Raw genomic sequence first — 17,787 nt, forward strand, 5'->3', positions numbered from 1 at the left:
CGCAGTTACTTGCGCTTCAGCCCGTATTGCTCGTCCAGCATACCTGGCGAGTTCGGCGCCTTGGGCGCGTAGTCGCGGGGCGGCTCGGCGTCGCGCGGTGGCGTGAGGCGTTCGCGCGGGCCTGCCGCGTCGGCGTGCAGGGCCGCCAGCAGGCGTTGGCGGGTCAGTTCGTCCAGGGCCAGTTGATTGGCGCCCTCGGCGAGGTGTTCCTGCACTTCCTGGTAGCTCTGGGTCATTTTCTTGACCAGCGAGGCCGTTGTGTTGAAGTGGGTGACCACGTCATTCTGGTAGCTGTCGAAGCGTTCCTGAATCTCGTCCAGCTGGCGCTGAGTGCTGCTGGGGGCGGCATTGGGCACGAGGCGGGCGACGACCAGGCCAATCACGACACCCACGACGAGGGCGATTGTCGGCAACAACCAAACTAAGAGCGAGTGTTCCACGAGTCCTTCCTCTATAAACGGCTTTGCTTTACGTTAACGGCTCTAACCTGCGCTGTATACCGCGAGCAATCGCAAATATTTCAGACAGAATCCTTCGACTAGACGAGTCGACCCCTATCGAGGTCACGGAGTACACCCTTGCTGATCCGCGAAACCCCCGTTTTCATCGATGGCCCGCAAGGCCAACTCGAAGCCCTGTACCTGGACACCACCGATGCCCGCGGCATCGCGCTGATCTGCCATCCCAACCCGGTGCAAGGCGGGACCATGCTCAACAAGGTGATCTCCACCTTGCAGCGCACGGCCCGTGACGCCGGTTTTGTTACCTTGCGTTTCAACTACCGCGGCGTCGGTCAAAGCGCCGGTAGCCATGACATGGGTAACGGTGAAGTCGGTGACGCCCAAGCCGTCGCCGCCTGGCTGCGCAGCCAACACCCCGACCTGCCGCTGACACTGCTGGGCTTCTCGTTCGGTGGTTTCGTCGCCGCCAGCCTGGGCGGGCGCCTGGAAGCCGCCGGGCAGAGCGTTGAGCGCCTGTTCATGGTGGCACCGGCGGTGATGCGCCTGGGGGCAGAGCATAGCCTGCCACTGGGAGGGACGCTGACGGTGATCCAGCCGGAAACCGACGAAGTGGTTGATCCGGCCTTGGTGTACGCCTGGTCCGGACAGCTGCAACGCCCCCATGAGCTGCTGAAAGTGGCAGAATGCGGACACTTTTTTCATGGCAAGCTGACCGACCTGAAAGATCTGGTCCTGCCACGCCTTTCGAATTGATTGCAGACTGACAAGAATACAACCATGACCACTCGTATCCTGACCGGTATCACCACCACTGGCACGCCGCACCTGGGCAACTATGCCGGTGCCATCCGCCCGGCTATCGTCGCCAGCCAGCAGAGCGACGCTGATTCGTTCTACTTCCTGGCCGACTACCATGCGCTGATCAAGTGTGACGACCCGCTGCGCATCCAGCGCTCGCGCCTGGAAATCGCCGCCACGTGGCTGGCCGGTGGTCTGGACGTGGATCGTGTGACCTTCTATCGCCAGTCCGATATCCCCGAAATCACCGAGCTGACCTGGCTGTTGACCTGTGTGGCCGGCAAGGGCCTGCTCAACCGTGCCCACGCCTACAAGGCCTCGGTTGACAAGAACGTCGAAGCCGGCGAAGACCCGGACGCTGGCATCACCATGGGCCTGTTCAGCTACCCGGTGCTGATGGCCGCCGACATCCTGATGTTCAACGCCCATCAGGTGCCGGTAGGTCGCGACCAGATCCAGCACGTGGAAATGGCTCGCGACATCGGCCAGCGCTTCAACCACCTGTTCGGCCAGGGCCGCGAGTTCTTCGTGATGCCCGAGGCGCTGATCGAGGAAAGCGTGGCGACGTTGCCAGGCCTGGACGGTCGCAAGATGTCCAAGAGCTACGACAACACCATCCCGCTGTTCACCAGCGCCAAGGACATGAAGGAGTCGATTTCGCGTATCGTCACCGACTCCCGGGCGCCAGGCGAAGCGAAAGACCCGGACAACTCGCACCTGTTCACCCTGTTCCAGGCCTTCTCCACCCCGGCCCAGCAGGCCGAGTTCCGCGAAGAACTGCTGCAGGGCCTGGGCTGGGGCGAGGCGAAGAGTCGCCTGTTCAGCCTGTTGGACAGCCAACTGGGTGAAGCTCGGGACAAATACCACCAGTTCATCGCCCGCCCGGCCGACCTGGAAGACATCCTGTTGGCCGGTGCCGCCAAGGCCCGCAAGGTGGCCACGCCGTTCCTCGGCGAGCTGCGTGAGGCGGTAGGCCTGCGTTCGTTCCGCGAGCAGGCTCAGGTTGCTACCACCACCAAGAAGAAAGCCGCCAAGACCGCGCGTTTTGTCAGCTTCCGCGATGAAGACGGCAGCTTCCGTTTCCGCCTGCTGGCCGCTGATGGCGAACAACTGCTGCTGTCGCGCAGCTTTGCCGATGGCAAGACGGCCGGCCAGGTCAGCAAGCAGTTGCAAAGCGGCGCAGCGCTGGACGTGCGCGGCGAAGGCACCGGCTTCACCCTGTGGCTGGACGACGCCTGCGTGGGTGACAGCCCGGAGTTTACCGACACTGCCAGCCGCGACGCCGCGGTAGAGGCTCTGCGGCTTGCCTTGCAGCCCCAACAGGACTAATGCGACCAACTGTCGCAAGTCTAATTGCCATAACCCAGGGCCGCCGCTACAGTGACGGCCCGTTTTTGTTGCCCTGCTAACGAATATGACGCCTCTAGAACGATATCAAGCTGACCTCAAACGCCCCGAGTTCTTCCATGATGCTGCGCAGGAAACCGCGGTGCGTCACCTCCAGCGTCTGTATGACGACCTGATCGCGGCGCATGACAGCAAGCCAGGCCTGTTCGGCAAGTTGTTCGGCAAGAAAGAGCCGACGCTGGTCAAGGGCCTGTACTTCTGGGGTGGCGTAGGGCGAGGCAAGACGTACCTGGTGGACACATTCTTCGAGGCGTTGCCGTTCAAGGAGAAAGTGCGCACCCACTTTCACCGCTTCATGAAGCGCGTGCACGAAGAAATGCGCACTCTCAAGGGTGAGAAAAACCCGCTGACGGTGATCGCCAAGCGCTTTTCCGACGAAGCGCGGGTCATCTGCTTCGACGAATTCTTCGTCTCCGACATCACCGACGCCATGATCCTTGGCACGCTGATGGAAGAGCTGTTCAAGAATGGCGTGACCCTGGTGGCCACCTCCAACATCGTTCCGGACGGCCTGTACAAGGACGGCTTGCAACGTGCGCGCTTCCTGCCGGCCATTGCCCTGATCAAGCAGAACACCGAGATCGTCAACGTCGACAGCGGCGTGGACTACCGTCTGCGCCACCTGGAGCAGGCTGAGCTGTTCCACTACCCGCTCAACGAAGCGGCTGCGCAAAGCCTGCTCAAAAGCTTCAAGGCGTTGACGCCGGAGTGTACGGCAGCCGTTGAAAACGACGTGCTGATGATCGAGAACCGTGAAATCCGCGCGCTGAAGACCTGCGACGACGTGGCCTGGTTCGACTTTCGTGAGCTGTGCGACGGCCCACGCAGCCAGAACGACTACATTGAACTGGGCAAGATCTTCCACGCCGTGCTGCTCAGCGGCGTGGAGCAGATGGGCGTGGCCACCGATGACATCGCGCGACGTTTCATCAACATGGTCGACGAATTCTACGACCGCAACGTCAAGCTGATCATCTCTGCCGAAGTGGAGCTCAAGGAACTGTACACCGGCGGTCGCCTGATGTTTGAGTTCCAGCGCACCCTGAGTCGCCTGCTGGAAATGCAGTCGCACGAATTCCTGTCGCGCGCGCACAAGCCCTGAAGAGGCAGCTGCAAGCTATAAGCTGCAAGTGAGGTGTGCACAGCTTGTAGCTTGTAGCTTGCGGCTCAGGAGGCTACGCCTCCTGCAAAAACTGCTGGCGATACTGGTTCGGCGACAGCGCCGTGTGCTGGCGGAACAGGCGGGCGAAGAAGCTCGCGTCGTCGTACCCTACCTCATAGCTGATGGTCTTGATGCTCTTGCGCGAGCCTGACAGCAATCCCTTGGCCGTTTCAATCCGCAGCCGTTGCAGGTAATGCAAGGGCTTGTCGCCCGTGGCGTTCTGGAACCGGCGCATGAAATTGCGGATGCTCATGCCATGCTCGCGGGCCACGTCCTCGAAGCGGAACTTGTCGGCGAAGTGCTCCTCCAGCCATTGCTGGATCTGCAGGATGATCAGGTCCTGGTGCAGTTTCTGACCACCAAAGCCCATGCGCCCCGGGGTGTAGTTGCGTTGCACTTCGTAAAGGATGTCGCGCGACACCGCCTGGGCAACGCTGGCGCCACAGAAGCGCTCGATCAGGTAAATGTACAGATCGCACGCCGAGGTGGTGCCGGCGGCGCAGTACAGGTTGTCGGCGTCGGTCAGGTGCTTGTCCTGGTTCAGGATCACTTGCGGGAAGCGCTCGGCGAACTGGCCGAAGAAGCGCCAGTACGTGGTGGCCTCCTTGCCGTCCAGCAGGCCTGCCTCGGCTAGCCAGAACACACCACTGGCTTCGCCGCACAACACCGCGCCACGGGCGTGCTGGGCACGCAGCCAGGGCATCACCTGCGGGTAGCGCAGGCACAGGGCGTCAAAGTCATCCCAGAAAGCAGGCAGCACAATGATGTCGGCGTCTTCAAGGGTGCCGTCCACCGGCACCTGTACGCCGCTGAAGGTTTGTACGGGTTGGCCGTCCGGGCTGATCAGCCGGGTTTCGAAAATGGACGTCAGGCCCTGGCCCAACTGCTTGCCGTAACGCAGGCTGGCCAGGTGGAAGAAATCCTTGGCGTGCATCAGCGTCGAGGCAAAGACCTTGTCGATGGCCAGAATGCTCACGCGCCGCAGGGACGGGGTATTCGGGGTAAACATCATGTTCGTTATTCTTATAAGGGATAGTGGTCAATAAGCGGCTGGATCGTCTTATTTTTTGGCGTTTGTGTCCAGTGTCGATAGCAGCCGTGGCGCTTAGTCTCTGCTATCTAACATGGATTGCTCAGCGAGAGGTGTCAGATGATTCCTAGGACCGTATTCAGCTCCGACCACGAATTGTTCCGCGACAGCGTACGCAAGTTCTTTGAAAAAGAGGCGGCGCCTTTCCATTCCCACTGGGAGAAGCAGGGCCACGTGGACCGAGCGCTCTGGAACAAGGCGGGCGAGGCCGGTTTGCTGTGCTCGCATATACCCGAGGAATACGGCGGCATCGGCGCTGATTTTCTGTACAGCGCCGTGGTGATCGAGGAAATCAGCCGCCAGGGCCTGAGCGGCATTGGCTTTTCACTGCATTCGGACATCGTAGCGCCGTATATCTTGCATTACGGCAGCGAGGCGCTTAAACGCAAATACCTGCCGCGCATGGTCAGTGGCGAGCTGGTAACGGCCATTGCCATGACTGAGCCGGGCGCCGGGTCTGATTTGCAGGGCGTGAAGACCACCGCTGTGCTGGACGGTGATGAATATGTGCTCAATGGTTCAAAGACCTTCATCACCAATGGCTTTCTTGCCGACCTGGTGATCGTGGTCGCCAAGACCGACCCAAGGGCCGGAGCCAAGGGCACCAGCTTGTTTTTGGTGGAGGCCGGCACGCCTGGTTTCGACAAGGGCAAGCGCCTGGAGAAGGTGGGTATGAAGGCCCAGGATACCTCCGAACTGTTCTTCCAGAACGTGCGCATTCCCAAGGACAACCTGCTGGGCCAGGCCGGGCAGGGCTTTGCCTACCTGATGCAGGAGTTGCCTCAGGAGCGCCTGACCGTGGCCATCGGTGCAGTGTCGTCAGCCGAGGCGGCCGTGCAGTGGACGTTGGACTACACCCGCGACCGCAAGGCGTTCGGCAAGGCCATCAGCGATTTCCAGAACACCCGTTTCAAGCTGGCGGAAATGGCCACCGAAGTGCAGATTGGCCGGGTCTTCATCGACCGCTGCCTGGAACTGCACCTCAAGGGCGAGCTGGACGTGCCCACGGCGGCGATGACCAAGTATTGGGGCTCGGACCTACAGTGCAAGGTGCTCGACGAGTGCGTGCAACTGCACGGCGGCTACGGCTTCATGTGGGAATACCCGATTGCCCGGGCGTGGGCAGATGCGCGGGTGCAGCGCATTTATGCCGGGACCAATGAAATCATGAAGGAGATCATTGCCCGGTCGGTGATCTGATGTGATTGAGGCTTGCACAAGGTCCTTGTGGGAGCGGGCAGAGCCCGCTCCCACAGGGTGATGTGTTACGGCGCCGGGTTGGGTTGATCCTTGTGGATCGCCTCGATGCCTTCCAGCACCTCATCGCTCAGCTTCAGGTCGAAGCTGGCGATGTTGGTATCCAGTTGCTCCAGCGACGTGGCGCCAATGATGTTGCTGGTGACGAACGGCTGCTGGGTGACAAACGCCAGGGCCATCTGCGCCGGGTCCAGGCCGTGTTCGCGGGCCAGGGCCACGTAGCGGCTGCACGCGGCCACGCTTTGCGGGTTGTTGTAGCGGGTGAAGCGGCTGAACAGGGTCAGGCGCGCATTGGCTGGCTTGGCGCCGTTCTCGAACTTGCCCGAGAGCATGCCGAAGGCCATGGGCGAGTAGGCCAGCAGGCCGCATTGTTCGCGGATGGCAATTTCCGCCAGGCCCACTTCAAAGCTGCGGTTGAGCAGGTTGTAGGGGTTCTGGATGGACACTGCGCGTGGCCAGCCGCGGCTTTCGGCCAGTTGCAGGAACTTCATGGTGCCCCACGGCGTTTCGTTGGACAGGCCGATGTGGCGGATCTTGCCGGCCTTGACCTGCTCGTCCAATGCCTCGAGCGTATCCTCCAGCGGCGTGATCAGGTCGTCCTGGGTGTGCTGGTAGCCCAGCTTGCCGAAGAAATTGGTGCTGCGCTCGGGCCAGTGCAGCTGGTACACGTCGATCCAGTCGGTCTTCAGGCGTGCCAGGCTGGCATCCAGGGCCTGCACGATGTGCTCGCGGTTGTGGCGCAGCTGGCCGTCGCGGATGTGCGCGATGCCGTTGCCTGGGCCGGCGATTTTGCTGGCCAGTACCCAGTCGGCGCGATCGCCGCGGCTGGCGAAGTAATTGCCGATGACGCGCTCGGTGGCGGCGTAGGTTTCCGGACGAGGGGGCACGGGGTACATTTCCGCCGTGTCGATGAAGTTGATACCGGCAGCCTTGGCCCGCTCGATCTGCGCGAAGCCCTCTGCCTCGGTGTTCTGCTCGCCCCAGGTCATGGTACCCAGGCACAGGGCGCTGACGTTGATGTCGGTGCGTCCCAGTCGGCGATAATCCATCTGCTTCTCCTCAAGGCAAAGGAATCATAAAAGCAGGTTGATATTTTTTTCGCAATCTGGATAATTCGCCCCCTCTCTCTGCAGTGGAAGTGATGCGCCGCTCGCCGAAGAATCTTGCCGTATATTGGACGCGCCGACCCGAGCCCCCGATAGCGTCTGTATCCGGCTGCCTTTGACTTGTCAAAGTACGCACTATTCAGTAAGATCTGCCGTCTCTTTTTGCTGGACGGCCTTCGAGGCTATAAAGAATGAAAACTTTTACTGCTAAACCGGAAACAGTAAAACGCGACTGGTTCGTCGTTGATGCTGCTGGTCAGACCCTGGGTCGTCTGGCTACTGAGATCGCGAGCCGTCTGCGTGGCAAGCACAAACCAGAATACACCCCTCACGTTGACACCGGCGACTACATCGTCGTCATCAACGCTGAGCAGGTTCGTGTCACTGGCGCTAAAACCACTGACAAAATGTACTACTCCCACTCCGGTTTCCCGGGCGGCATCAAGTCGATCAACTTTGAAAAGCTGATCGCCAAGGCCCCTGAGCGCGTGATCGAGACCGCGGTAAAAGGCATGCTGCCTAAAAACCCGCTGGGTCGCGACATGTACCGTAAGCTGAAAGTCTATGCGGGCGCTGCACACCCTCATACTGCTCAGCAGCCCCAAGAACTGAAGATTTAACGGAATAGTTCATTATGTCGGCGACTCAAAATTACGGCACTGGCCGTCGCAAGACCGCTACCGCACGCGTTTTCCTGCGTCCGGGTACTGGCAACATCTCCATCAACAACCGTTCTCTGGACGTGTTCTTCGGCCGTGAAACTGCCCGCATGGTAGTTCGTCAGCCGCTGGAACTGACCGAGACCACCGAGAAGTTCGACATCTACGTCACCGTTATCGGTGGTGGTGTCAGCGGTCAAGCCGGCGCGATCCGTCACGGTATCACCCGTGCACTGATGCAGTACGACGAGACCCTGCGTGGCGCACTGCGTAAAGCAGGCTTCGTCACTCGTGACGCTCGTGAAGTTGAACGTAAGAAAGTCGGTCTGCGTAAAGCGCGTAAGCGTCCGCAGTACTCGAAGCGTTAATTCAAAGCTTCGCGACTCCGTTCAAAAAAAAGCCCGGTTCCTTTGGAACCGGGCTTTTTTATGTCGACTAGACTACGGTGAGCGTCGAGGGCCCGCAGCGGCTACGATGTTAAAGGTGGCGTGCGAAGTTTTTGTACAGCAACTTGCTGGACCTGCGCATGCCGTCGGGGCAGGGGATGAAGCCGTTTGCCGCGGTATTTCCCTTGTCCATGTATGGGCTTTTCACTACCATTCGTCACATTTTCAGGTACTGACCCTACCTGTGCGGGTGGAAACAACAATGTAGATGCCCGTTGCAACAGGGCACACGAAGCTGATGGGAGAGGACTGAATGAGCAATGACGGCGTGAATGCAGGCCGGCGTCGCTTCCTCGTAGCGGCCACCTCCGTGGTCGGCGCAGCAGGAGCGGTGGGGGCTGCGGTCCCGTTCGTGGGGTCGTGGTTTCCAAGTGCCAAGGCCAAGGCGGCGGGGGCTCCAGTCAAGTTCAACATCAGCAAGGTCGAGCCTGGCCAGCAAGTCATCGCCGAATGGCGTGGCCAGCCGGTATTCGTGGTGCGCCGCACCGACGAGATCCTCGCCAACCTGGGCAAGATCGAGGACCGGCTGTCCGATCCGGAGTCCAAGAACTCAACCCAGCCTGCCTATGTCGACCCCAAGTTGCGCTCCATCAAGCCCCAGGTCCTGATCCTCATCGGCATCTGCACCCACTTGGGCTGTTCTCCGACGTTTCGCCCCGAGGTGGCTCCGGCCGACCTGGGCAAGGACTGGGTGGGTGGCTATTTCTGCCCCTGCCACGGTTCCCACTACGACCTCGCCGGACGCGTCTACAAGTCCCAGCCCGCGCCGCTGAACCTGGCGGTACCGCCGCACAGGTACGAAAGCGACGACGTGATTGTCATTGGCGAAGACACGGAGAAAGCGTGATGAGCAAATTCATGGCCTGGGTGGATGCCCGTTTTCCCGCGACCAAAATGTGGGAAGAGCACCTCACCAAATATTACGCACCGAAGAACTTCAACTTCTTCTATTTCTTCGGCTCCCTGGCGCTGCTGGTGCTGGTCAACCAGATCATCACCGGCGTGTGGCTGACCATGAGCTTCACGCCCTCGGCGGAGGAGGCGTTTGCCTCGGTCGAGTACATCATGCGCGACGTGTCCTATGGCTGGATCTTGCGCTACCTGCACTCCACCGGTGCCTCGGCGTTCTTCATCGTGGTCTACCTACACATGTTTCGCGGCCTGTTGTATGGCTCCTACAAGAAGCCTCGGGAGCTGGTGTGGATCTTCGGCATGCTCATCTACCTGGCATTGATGGCCGAGGCCTTCATGGGCTACCTGCTGCCCTGGGGGCAGATGTCGTACTGGGGGGCGCAGGTGATCATTTCCCTGTTTGGCGCCATTCCGGTAATCGGCAATGACCTGACCCAGTGGATTCGCGGCGACTATCTGATTTCCGGCATCACCCTGAACCGCTTCTTCGCCCTGCACGTGATTGCCTTGCCCATCGTCATTCTGGGGCTGGTGGTGCTGCATGTGCTGGCGCTGCATGAGGTGGGGTCCAACAACCCCGACGGCATCGAGATCAAGAAGCTCAAGGATGAACGCGGCGTGCCGCTTGACGGCATTGCGTTCCACCCGTACTACACGGTCAAGGACATTGTGGGGGTGGTGGTGTTCCTGTTCGTGTTCTGCTCCATTGTGTTCTTCTTTCCGGAAATGGGCGGCTACTTCCTGGAAAAACCCAACTTCGAGCAGGCCAACGCCTTCAAGACGCCAGAACATATCGCCCCGGTGTGGTACTTCACGCCGTTCTACGCCATCTTGCGCGCCGTGCCTGACAAGCTGATGGGGGTGATGTCCATGGGGGCGGCCATCGCCGTGTTGTTCGTGTTGCCTTGGCTGGATCGCAGTCCGGTCAAGTCCATGCGGTACAAGGGCTGGTTGAGTCGAATTGCATTGACGCTGTTCTGCGTCTCGTTCATGACCCTGGGCTACCTCGGCGTGCAACCGCCAACACCTGAGCGAACGCTGGTTTCGCAGGTCTGTACGGTGCTGTATTTCGCCTACTTCATTCTGATGCCGTTCTACACCCGGCTCGAGAAGACCAAACCGGTACCGGAAAGGGTGACTGGCTGATGAAAAAGCTATTAGCGGTGTTCATTATTGCGTTGCTGCCCACGTTGACCCTGGCCGCCGAGGGTGGTCCGGAGCTGGAAAAAGTGGATATCGACCTCGCCGACAAGCCTGCCATGCAAGATGGCGCGCGCACCTTCGCCAACTACTGCATGGGCTGCCACAGTGCCAAGTTCCAGCGTTACGAGCGGGTGGCCGATGACTTGGGTATTCCCCATGACCTGATGCTGGAAAAACTGGTGTTCACCGGCGCCAAGATCGGCGACCACATGACCATCGGCATGCAGCCTGCCGACGCCAAGGCCTGGTTCGGCGCCGCGCCCCCGGACCTGACCCTGGTGGCGCGGGTGCGCGGTACCGACTGGCTGTATGGCTACCTGCGCTCCTTCTATGAGGACCCTGCGCGGCCCTGGGGCGTGAACAACGCCGTGTTCCCCAATGTAGGCATGCCCAACGTGCTGGGCGGCCTGCAGGGGCGCCAGGTGATCGGCTGCAAGCAGGTTCAGCTAGTCACCGATGGCAAGAAGCAATATGACCCGCTGACCGGCTCGCCATTGACCCATGAAGCCTGCGATCAACTGACGCTATTGCCCAAGACCGGCAGCCTGACGCCCGAGCAGTTTGATGAAAAAATCAAGAACCTGGTGACCTTCCTGGCTTACTCGGCCAACCCCAACAAGCTCGCCAGCGAACGCATTGGCGCCTACGTATTGCTTTACCTGGCCATCCTCTTCATCTTTGCCTACCTGCTCAAACGTGAATACTGGAAAGACGTTCATTGAATGTGCGGTAAGATTTGCTGTTAAATGCGCGCGCCCCTGGGCAACTCCGCTGCGTAGTGAGCCTGGAATGCCTTCCAGTCACATCCGCTAAAGGAGTGTTTCAGGGGCGCGCTCGTTTTTGTGTTATTCATGTTTTTTATACGCGAGGAGGACCGCCATGGGCGTGACCAACCGGTTGGCCTGTTACTCCGACCCCGCTGACCACTATTCTCATCGGGTTCGCATCGTTCTCGCCGAGAAGGGTGTAAGCGCCGAGATCATCAGTGTGCCGGCGGGTTCGCAGCCGGCCAAATTGATCGAAGTGAACCCGTACGGCAGTGTGCCGACGCTGGTTGATCGCGATCTGGCGCTGTACGAATCCACCGTCGTGATGGAATATCTGGATGAGCGTTACCCGCATCCGCCGCTGCTGCCGGTGTATCCGGTGGCCCGAGCCAACAGCCGCCTGCTGATCCACCGGATCCAGCGCGACTGGTGTGGGCTGGTGGACCTGATTCTTGACACGCGCACCAAGGAACCGGCGCGCGTGCAGGCCCGCAAGGAGCTGCGCGAGAGCCTCACGGGTGTCTCGCCATTGTTTGCCGACAAGCCTTTCTTCCTCAGTGAGGAGCAAAGTCTTGTTGATTGCTGTCTACTGCCCATACTCTGGCGTTTGCCAGTTCTGGGTATCGAATTGCCGCGGCCCGCAAAGCCGCTGCTGGACTATATGGAGCGTCAGTTTGCCCGTGAGGCCTTCCAGGCTAGCCTCTCGGCCGCTGAACGTGAAATGCGCTAGGTTTGAAGGAGCCGTTGATGAACTCCAGTCGTCCGTATCTCGTGCGTGCACTCTACGAGTGGATCGTGGATAACGATTGCACGCCACACATGCTGGTCAATTCCGAATACCGTTCGGTGCAGGTGCCCAAGGGCTTTGCCAGTGATGGCCAGATCGTCCTCAATGTGTCGCCCAGTGCAGTGCGTCATTTGCACATGGACAACGACGCGGTCAGCTTCGAAGGCCGTTTCGGTGGTGTGGCACACACCCTCTACGTGCCGATCGGCGCTATCCTGGGGGTGTATGCCCGCGAGAATGGCCAGGGCATGGTCTTCGATCTCGAGCCGCCGGCGTTCGAGGAAGACGAGGTGGTGCTCGATGGTCATGATGATGACCTGCCACCCGATGGCGGGCGCCCGCAGCGCCCTGCAGGCCGTCCAAGCCTGAAAGTGGTCAAGTAACAAAAAAGGCGATCCTCTCGGATCGCCTTTTTTTAGCTTCGAGCTTAAAGCTACAAGCCTCAAGTTAGAAGCTTGCAGCTTGCAGCTGCCCTCATCAGTCGATGTATTCGAACAGCTTGACGATCTTCTGTACGCCACCCACGCCTTGCACCAGCGATGCCGCCTGGGCCGCTTCCTTCTGGGTGACCAGCCCCAGCATGTAGACAATGCCGTTCTCGGTGATGATCTTGATGCGCGAGCCGGGGATGCTGGCGTCGGCAAGCATCTGGGTCTTGATCTTGGTGGTCAGCCAGGCGTCGTTGTTGCGGGCCAGGATTGACGAAGGTTCCATGACCTGCAGTTCGTTGTGCACTTTCTTGACGCGCTGAACGCCGCTGGCGGCCTGTTCGGCCATGGCCTTGAGGTCGGCCCGCGGAGTCTGGCCAGCCAGCAGGACAATGCCGTTGAAGCTGCTGACGACGATGTGCGAGTTCTGGTCAAGGTCCGGGCTGGCTTTGGCCACGTTCACCGACACTTTGGTTTCAATCAGCGAGTCATCGATCTTGCTGCCGAAGGTGCGCGTGCCGCGATCATCCTCGATCGGCTTGTCGCGGGTGGCAGTCAAAAACGAGCTGCAGCCGGTCAGGCTCAGGCACAGTGTCAGGGCCATCAGGCCAAGGCGATTAGGGGTCATTCTTCACTCCCGAACAATTGGCTGTCGATCAAGTCGCAGAGGCAGTGGATCGCCAGCAGGTGAACTTCCTGGATGCGTGCGGTGACGCTGGCCGGTACGCGAATCTCGACGTCTTCGGGCAGCAGCAACGAGGCCATGCCGCCGCCGTCGCGACCGGTCAGGGCTACGACAATCATTTCGCGATCATGTGCGGCCTGGATCGCCTGAATGATGTTGGCCGAGTTGCCGCTGGTGGAAATCGCCAGCAGCACATCGCCCGGCTGACCCAGGGCGCGGATCTGCTTGGAGAAGATCTCGTTGTAGCTGTAGTCGTTGGCGATAGAGGTGATGGTCGAGCTGTCGGTGGTCAGGGCGATGGCCGGCAGGCTCGGGCGCTCGCGCTCGAAGCGGTTGAGCAGCTCGGAGGAAAAGTGCTGCGCGTCACCGGCCGAGCCACCATTGCCGCACGACAGCATCTTGCCCTCGTTGAGCAGGGCGTTGACCATGACCTGGCTGGCTTGCTCGATGTGCGGTGCAAGGACTTCCATCGCCTGTTGCTTGGTATCGATACTGGCCTGGAAAAGCTGGCGAATTCGGGATTGCATGTCCATCAATGTGACCTTAATTAGGGCGGCTGGTCGGGCGCTGTTCAGCGTCCCGGCACATGAATGTGCAGCCCGCAAAGCAAAGAGCAAAAATCGTTGAAAAAAGGGGGTGTCCAACAGCACTCACGACGGTTGGCTCAACCATCAAAAGCATTGCGTAGCCAGTTCAGGCGCGTGTCCTTGCTGGCGCTGCCTTCCAGGGCGACCACGTCGAAGCGGCAGGGATGATTGGCCCAGCGCGCTTCCTTGTGCAGAAACAGATGTGCGGCATTGACGACTCTGGCCTGCTTGCGCGCATCGATGCTTTCAAGCGCGCCGCCCCATTGTGCGTGCAGGCGGTAACGAACTTCGACGAATACTACTGTATCGCCATCAAGCATGACCAGATCAAGCTCGCCGCCTTTACACAGCCAGTTGCGCGCAAGCAGCTGCAAACCCTGTTGTTGCAGGTGTGCAAGTGCTTGCGCTTCGGCCTCCTGGCCGGCCTGGCGCGGCGAGCTGGCGGGCATTACTGGGCCGTATCCGGCAGGCGCTGCACCTGGCCGCCATTGAATTGTGCCCACGGCAGTTGGCGCTCGATGCGCTGGCCGGCATTGACACTCAGGTTGCCCGACAGGCCCTGCATGCGGTTGTCCGGCAGTGCTTTGAGCTGGCCAAGGCGCGGGGCCAGGCCAAAGGCGTCGACACCCATGGCATACAGGCGGCCGAGGCTGCCACCGGCTTGGGGCCACTGACGAACCACTTGCTGGCGCAGCGGGTTGCTGGTGTCCAGCAACCATGGCGTTTCGCAGAAGCGCACACCGTTCATGTCGATGTACTGGGCCTGGTCGCCGCTGGCACTGTAGACATTGGACGTCGCGTACACCGGCACGTCACCGGCATATTGGAAGTTCAGCGTTGGTTTGATCTGCTGGGCCAGTTGCGGCGTGGACGCCAGGAAGATGAAGTCCACGTCCTGGCGGCGCGAGCCGTTGCTGCCGTTGGCACCCTGGTGAGCCTGCATCAGGTCGCCGATCTGCTGGGCCAGGGCCACGGGCTGGTCGACGCGCTGGGAACCCAGCAACTGACCGCCGTTGGCTTCGAAGTCCTGACGGAAGGCGGCGAGCACGCGGTCGCCCCATTCGCCGCGGGGCACCAGGGCCACGGCGCGATGCAGGCCGTCGGCGCGGGCACGACGGGAGACTTCGCGGGCTTCGTCTTCAGCCGCCAGGCCGAACTGGAACAGCTGGGGTGGGTTGGCCTGGTTGCCGTCGCTGTAGTTCAGGGCCAGGGTGGTGAGCGGCAGTTGCGCGCGCCCGGCCAGTTGTTTCACCAGCGGTTTCTCCAGCGGGCCCACCACCAATTGTGCGCCGGCGGCTTGGGCCTGACGGTACACATCATCCATGGAGGTAACGCGCGAGCTGTCGATCACTTCCACCGCAGGCGGTTTCTGGCCGGCTTGCTGGGCCTGGTAATAGGCAGCCATGAAGCCGTCGCGCAGGGCCTTGCCAACGGAGGCCAGCGGGCCTTGTTGCGGCAGCAGCAGCACGATCTTGGTCAGCGGCTGGCTGGTCAGCTCCATGAGCTTGACCAGGGATGGCGGCAATTGCTTGGCGGCAGGGTGGTCGGGGTGGGCGCTGCGCCAGTTGTCGATGGCGGCTTTCTGCTGGTCCAGCGTGCCGGCGCTTTTCACGGCCAGGGCCAGGCTCTGCCAGCCGGCCAGGTCGTCGGTGCCGCCAGGTTGCAGCTGGTCGATGGGCAGGCTGTTCACCAAGGTCCAGATGGCCTCACTGTTCGCTGCCGCAGCGTCGCCGCTGAGTAGTGGGGCAATGAACACGCGTTCCTGGGCGGCGGGCAGGACCTGGCCGTCGGCTTCCAGGGCGCGGGCGCGCACGCTGTGGGTGCGCACCTGTTGCTCGACCGAGGCTTCGCCCAAGCGTTGCAGGCTTGGGTGATTGAGCGCGGCCAGGGCTTCCTTGGGTTGGTTGCGGGCCATGGCCAGCTCGGCTTTGAGGGTGCTGGCGATGATTTGCTGGCCGACGTTGAGCAGGTCTACCTGTACCTGGGCCAGGATCTGCCCGGCGCGCTCGTTGGCGTGCTGCTGATAGGCGAGGTTGGCGGCGCTCAGGCGCAGTACCGAGGCATCGACCGGGGTCTTCGCCGAAGCGGCCTGGCCAAGCAGTTGTTCGATGCTGGCGTCGGGGGTGCGCGGCAGATCGCCCAGGCTGCTGGAAGGCGAGCTGGCGCAGGCCGCCAACAGTGCGGCAAGGCATAGGGCTGAGAGCAGCCGCAGGCAAGCTGTCATGTATATCTTCCTGATACTCGATCGGTTAGGCCGGCAATTGTACCCAAGCATGGCCCCCGGTGCGATGTCACTGGCGTGAAAGCGGTACCAAAGGTCATTCAGGGTTTTACCGAGGGCTTATTGGCCGTTGGGTGAAAGCGCGCGCTACAATGCCGCTTTTGCCAACGACAGGTGTGTGCTGTGACTGCTCCAGGTGCTTCGAATTCCGCGATGGGAACACTTTATGTGGTGGCCACGCCCATCGGTAACCTGGACGACATGAGCGCCCGTGCCTTGAAGATCCTGAGTGACGTGGCTCTGATTGCCGCCGAGGACACCCGCCATTCCATCCGGCTGATGCAGCACTTCGGCATCAGCACCCCTCTAGCCGCCTGCCACGAGCACAACGAGCGTGACGAGGGCGGGCGGTTTCTCGACAAGCTGCTGGCGGGCGAAAGCGTAGCGCTGATTTCCGACGCCGGCACCCCGCTGATTTCCGACCCGGGTTACCACCTGGTGCGCCAGGTGCGTGCCGCCGGTATCCCGGTGGTTCCGGTGCCAGGCCCTTGTGCGCTGATCGCGGCGTTGTCGGCGGCGGGCCTGCCTTCCGATCGCTTCATTTTCGAAGGCTTCCTGCCGGCCAAGACCGTAGGCCGCCGCTCGCGCCTGGAGCAGGTGCGCGAAGAGCCGCGTACGTTGATCTTCTACGAGGCCCCGCATCGGATTCTGGAATGCCTGCAGGATATGGAGTTTGTCTTCGGCCCGGATCGCCCCGCCTTGCTGGCGCGCGAGCTGACCAAGACCTTCGAAACCTTGAAGGGCCTGCCGTTGTCCCAATTGCGTGCTTTTGTAGAGGGCGACAGCAACCAGCAGCGCGGCGAATGCGTGGTGTTGGTGGCCGGCTGGACGCCGCCGGAAACTGATGAAGTGGTCAGCGCCGAGGTGATGCGCGTGCTGGACCTGCTGCTCAAGGAAATGCCGTTGAAGCGAGCGGCGGCGTTGGCGGCGGAGATTACCGGGGCGCGGAAGAATGTGTTGTATCAGGTGGCGTTGGAGCGGCAGAAAAGCAGCTGAAAGCTGCAAGCCTCGAGCTGCAAGGCAGGCACACAAGCTTGCAGCTCGAAGCTTAAAGCTTGCAGCTGGCCGTGCTATTCCGTAACCTTGTCAGCGGAGAGTCGATTGGACAGTCGCTGCCTGCTTTTGTTCCGCAAAAGCGGGGGGAGGAAAGTCCGGGCTCCATAGGGCGGAGTGCCAGGTAACACCTGGGAGGCGCGAGCCTACGGAAAGTGCCACAGAAAATAACCGCCTAAGCATTTCGGTGCCGGTAAGGGTGAAAAGGTGCGGTAAGAGCGCACCGCACGTCTGGTAACAGTTCGTGGCTAGGCAAACCCCACTCGGAGCAAGACCAAATAGGGTTCCATATGGCGCGGCCCGCGTTGGAACCGGGTAGGTTGCTAAAGGTGTCCAGTGATGGCCATCGTAGAGGAATGACTGTCCTCGACAGAACCCGGCTTACAGATCGACTCTCCACCTCTTTTCCCTTCTGCATCAAATCAATGGCAGAAGCGGCCCTGGTAATACCGAAAAAATCTTACTCTTGATAAATCACTTTAAGTTTGACTCGTAGCTCATTGAGTTGACTTGGCTTTATACCCACGCGCTTCCCTCGAATTAGCCTGTCTCCTTCCGTTTATCTCCTAAATCTCCGATCTGTAAGGGTTTTCCTTACGAGCGTGCCTTGACGGTGGTATGGGCGCATTCCTATAGTGTGCGCAAGTGGCGGAAAGTGGCACAAAGTGGGTTTTTAGGCACAAAAAACTAAAATTTGG

Annotated in this window: 19 protein-coding genes and 1 other RNA gene; 13 read left to right on the top strand and 7 right to left on the bottom strand. The window is 60.6% G+C overall.

Annotated features, from left to right (window positions below; genetic code table 11):
- Positions 1 to 5: 5 nt before the first annotated feature.
- A complete protein-coding gene (locus tag PMM47T1_RS02070) occupies positions 6 to 440 on the bottom strand; it encodes a YhcB family protein (RefSeq protein WP_008365357.1) in 435 nt (144 codons plus the stop codon).
- A gap of 138 nt (positions 441 to 578) precedes the next feature.
- Between PMM47T1_RS02070 and PMM47T1_RS02075 the strand changes: the two genes are divergently transcribed.
- From PMM47T1_RS02075 to zapE, 3 genes are all read left to right on the top strand, one after another.
- The gene (locus tag PMM47T1_RS02075) at positions 579 to 1,214 is read left to right on the top strand and encodes an alpha/beta hydrolase (RefSeq protein WP_008365358.1); all 636 of its coding nucleotides are present in this window, start codon (positions 579 to 581) and stop codon (positions 1,212 to 1,214) included.
- Between the two features lie 24 nt (positions 1,215 to 1,238).
- On the top strand, positions 1,239 to 2,588 hold the full coding sequence (locus PMM47T1_RS02080) for a tryptophan--tRNA ligase (RefSeq protein ID WP_008365360.1): 1,350 nt from the start codon (positions 1,239 to 1,241) through the stop codon (positions 2,586 to 2,588).
- Positions 2,589 to 2,673: 85 nt separating this feature from the next.
- On the top strand, positions 2,674 to 3,768 hold the full coding sequence (gene zapE, locus PMM47T1_RS02085) for a cell division protein ZapE (protein WP_008365361.1): 1,095 nt from the start codon (positions 2,674 to 2,676) through the stop codon (positions 3,766 to 3,768).
- 73 nt (positions 3,769 to 3,841) lie between these two features.
- Here the strand turns inward: zapE and PMM47T1_RS02090 are convergent, their stop codons facing one another.
- The gene (locus PMM47T1_RS02090; RefSeq protein ID WP_177323357.1) at positions 3,842 to 4,738 is read right to left on the bottom strand and encodes a GlxA family transcriptional regulator; all 897 of its coding nucleotides are present in this window, start codon (positions 4,736 to 4,738) and stop codon (positions 3,842 to 3,844) included.
- A 240-nt stretch (positions 4,739 to 4,978) separates the two neighbouring features.
- Here PMM47T1_RS02090 and PMM47T1_RS02095 point away from each other — a divergent pair, with 240 nt between their 5' ends.
- Positions 4,979 to 6,118 carry an acyl-CoA dehydrogenase family protein gene (locus PMM47T1_RS02095; protein WP_008365366.1) on the top strand — a complete coding sequence of 380 codons (1,140 nt, stop codon included), beginning with the start codon at positions 4,979 to 4,981 and terminating at the stop codon, positions 6,116 to 6,118.
- A gap of 65 nt (positions 6,119 to 6,183) precedes the next feature.
- On the opposite strand, the gene PMM47T1_RS02100 is transcribed toward PMM47T1_RS02095, so the two are convergent.
- On the bottom strand, positions 6,184 to 7,224 hold the full coding sequence (locus tag PMM47T1_RS02100; RefSeq protein WP_008365368.1) for an NADP(H)-dependent aldo-keto reductase: 1,041 nt from the start codon (positions 7,222 to 7,224) through the stop codon (positions 6,184 to 6,186).
- Between the two features lie 248 nt (positions 7,225 to 7,472).
- Here PMM47T1_RS02100 and rplM point away from each other — a divergent pair, with 248 nt between their 5' ends.
- From rplM to PMM47T1_RS02135, 7 genes are all read left to right on the top strand, one after another.
- Positions 7,473 to 7,901 carry a 50S ribosomal protein L13 gene (gene rplM, locus PMM47T1_RS02105; RefSeq protein ID WP_007928449.1) on the top strand — a complete coding sequence of 143 codons (429 nt, stop codon included), beginning with the start codon at positions 7,473 to 7,475 and terminating at the stop codon, positions 7,899 to 7,901.
- Positions 7,902 to 7,915: 14 nt separating this feature from the next.
- A complete protein-coding gene (rpsI, locus tag PMM47T1_RS02110) occupies positions 7,916 to 8,308 on the top strand; it encodes a 30S ribosomal protein S9 (RefSeq protein ID WP_008365372.1) in 393 nt (130 codons plus the stop codon).
- Between the two features lie 331 nt (positions 8,309 to 8,639).
- Positions 8,640 to 9,233 (top strand): ubiquinol-cytochrome c reductase iron-sulfur subunit, encoded by a 594-nt coding sequence (gene petA / locus PMM47T1_RS02115; protein WP_008365373.1) that lies wholly within the window; start codon positions 8,640 to 8,642, stop codon positions 9,231 to 9,233.
- The gene (locus PMM47T1_RS02120; protein WP_008365374.1) at positions 9,233 to 10,444 is read left to right on the top strand and encodes a cytochrome b; all 1,212 of its coding nucleotides are present in this window, start codon (positions 9,233 to 9,235) and stop codon (positions 10,442 to 10,444) included. Before petA ends, PMM47T1_RS02120 begins: the two co-directional genes overlap by 1 nt.
- Positions 10,444 to 11,223 (top strand): cytochrome c1, encoded by a 780-nt coding sequence (locus PMM47T1_RS02125; RefSeq protein ID WP_008365376.1) that lies wholly within the window; start codon positions 10,444 to 10,446, stop codon positions 11,221 to 11,223. Before PMM47T1_RS02120 ends, PMM47T1_RS02125 begins: the two co-directional genes overlap by 1 nt.
- Positions 11,224 to 11,380: 157 nt before the next feature.
- Positions 11,381 to 11,998 carry a glutathione S-transferase N-terminal domain-containing protein gene (locus tag PMM47T1_RS02130; RefSeq protein ID WP_008365378.1) on the top strand — a complete coding sequence of 206 codons (618 nt, stop codon included), beginning with the start codon at positions 11,381 to 11,383 and terminating at the stop codon, positions 11,996 to 11,998.
- A 17-nt stretch (positions 11,999 to 12,015) separates the two neighbouring features.
- Positions 12,016 to 12,438, top strand: coding sequence for a ClpXP protease specificity-enhancing factor (locus PMM47T1_RS02135; protein WP_008365380.1), 423 nt, complete (start codon positions 12,016 to 12,018; stop codon positions 12,436 to 12,438).
- Positions 12,439 to 12,532: 94 nt separating this feature from the next.
- On the opposite strand, the gene PMM47T1_RS02140 is transcribed toward PMM47T1_RS02135, so the two are convergent.
- From PMM47T1_RS02140 to PMM47T1_RS02155, 4 genes are all read right to left on the bottom strand, one after another.
- Positions 12,533 to 13,111: a BON domain-containing protein gene (locus tag PMM47T1_RS02140; RefSeq protein WP_008365382.1), complete on the bottom strand. Its 579-nt coding sequence runs from the start codon at positions 13,109 to 13,111 to the stop codon at positions 12,533 to 12,535.
- Positions 13,108 to 13,701: a phosphoheptose isomerase gene (locus PMM47T1_RS02145; protein ID WP_043300630.1), complete on the bottom strand. Its 594-nt coding sequence runs from the start codon at positions 13,699 to 13,701 to the stop codon at positions 13,108 to 13,110. Before PMM47T1_RS02145 ends, PMM47T1_RS02140 begins: the two co-directional genes overlap by 4 nt.
- 131 nt (positions 13,702 to 13,832) lie before the next feature.
- Entirely contained in the window at positions 13,833 to 14,204 is a 372-nt protein-coding gene (locus PMM47T1_RS02150; protein ID WP_008365385.1) for a YraN family protein, read from the bottom strand.
- Positions 14,204 to 15,979, bottom strand: coding sequence for a penicillin-binding protein activator (locus tag PMM47T1_RS02155; protein ID WP_008365386.1), 1,776 nt, complete (start codon positions 15,977 to 15,979; stop codon positions 14,204 to 14,206). The genes PMM47T1_RS02150 and PMM47T1_RS02155 overlap by 1 nt, the downstream gene beginning before the upstream one ends.
- A gap of 210 nt (positions 15,980 to 16,189) precedes the next feature.
- Between PMM47T1_RS02155 and rsmI the strand changes: the two genes are divergently transcribed.
- Positions 16,190 to 17,032, top strand: a complete 843-nt coding sequence (rsmI, locus tag PMM47T1_RS02160) for a 16S rRNA (cytidine(1402)-2'-O)-methyltransferase (RefSeq protein WP_043300631.1) — start codon at positions 16,190 to 16,192, stop codon at positions 17,030 to 17,032.
- Positions 17,033 to 17,129: 97 nt separating this feature from the next.
- Positions 17,130 to 17,489, top strand: an RNA gene (gene rnpB / locus PMM47T1_RS28595) — RNase P RNA component class A.
- Positions 17,490 to 17,787 lie beyond the last annotated feature (298 nt).

Origin of the sequence: Pseudomonas sp. M47T1 (assembly GCF_000263855.1) — a bacterium.
Classification (GTDB): domain Bacteria; phylum Pseudomonadota; class Gammaproteobacteria; order Pseudomonadales; family Pseudomonadaceae; genus Aquipseudomonas.

What these genes read in the sequence shown, in the direction of transcription:
- PMM47T1_RS02080 (WP_008365360.1), top strand. Translation starts at nt 1,239, where the DNA reads ATGACCACTCGTATCCTGACCGGTATCACCACCACTGGCACGCCGCAC.
- zapE (WP_008365361.1), top strand. Translation starts at nt 2,674, where the DNA reads ATGACGCCTCTAGAACGATATCAAGCTGACCTCAAACGCCCCGAGTTC.
- PMM47T1_RS02095 (WP_008365366.1), top strand. Translation starts at nt 4,979, where the DNA reads ATGATTCCTAGGACCGTATTCAGCTCCGACCACGAATTGTTCCGCGAC.
- PMM47T1_RS02100 (WP_008365368.1), bottom strand. Translation starts at nt 7,224, where the DNA reads ATGGATTATCGCCGACTGGGACGCACCGACATCAACGTCAGCGCCCTG.
- rplM (WP_007928449.1), top strand. Translation starts at nt 7,473, where the DNA reads ATGAAAACTTTTACTGCTAAACCGGAAACAGTAAAACGCGACTGGTTC.
- rpsI (WP_008365372.1), top strand. Translation starts at nt 7,916, where the DNA reads ATGTCGGCGACTCAAAATTACGGCACTGGCCGTCGCAAGACCGCTACC.
- petA (WP_008365373.1), top strand. Translation starts at nt 8,640, where the DNA reads ATGAGCAATGACGGCGTGAATGCAGGCCGGCGTCGCTTCCTCGTAGCG.
- PMM47T1_RS02120 (WP_008365374.1), top strand. Translation starts at nt 9,233, where the DNA reads ATGAGCAAATTCATGGCCTGGGTGGATGCCCGTTTTCCCGCGACCAAA.
- PMM47T1_RS02125 (WP_008365376.1), top strand. Translation starts at nt 10,444, where the DNA reads ATGAAAAAGCTATTAGCGGTGTTCATTATTGCGTTGCTGCCCACGTTG.
- PMM47T1_RS02130 (WP_008365378.1), top strand. Translation starts at nt 11,381, where the DNA reads ATGGGCGTGACCAACCGGTTGGCCTGTTACTCCGACCCCGCTGACCAC.
- PMM47T1_RS02135 (WP_008365380.1), top strand. Translation starts at nt 12,016, where the DNA reads ATGAACTCCAGTCGTCCGTATCTCGTGCGTGCACTCTACGAGTGGATC.
- PMM47T1_RS02140 (WP_008365382.1), bottom strand. Translation starts at nt 13,111, where the DNA reads ATGACCCCTAATCGCCTTGGCCTGATGGCCCTGACACTGTGCCTGAGC.
- PMM47T1_RS02145 (WP_043300630.1), bottom strand. Translation starts at nt 13,701, where the DNA reads ATGGACATGCAATCCCGAATTCGCCAGCTTTTCCAGGCCAGTATCGAT.
- PMM47T1_RS02150 (WP_008365385.1), bottom strand. Translation starts at nt 14,204, where the DNA reads ATGCCCGCCAGCTCGCCGCGCCAGGCCGGCCAGGAGGCCGAAGCGCAA.
- PMM47T1_RS02155 (WP_008365386.1), bottom strand. Translation starts at nt 15,979, where the DNA reads ATGACAGCTTGCCTGCGGCTGCTCTCAGCCCTATGCCTTGCCGCACTG.
- rsmI (WP_043300631.1), top strand. Translation starts at nt 16,190, where the DNA reads ATGGGAACACTTTATGTGGTGGCCACGCCCATCGGTAACCTGGACGAC.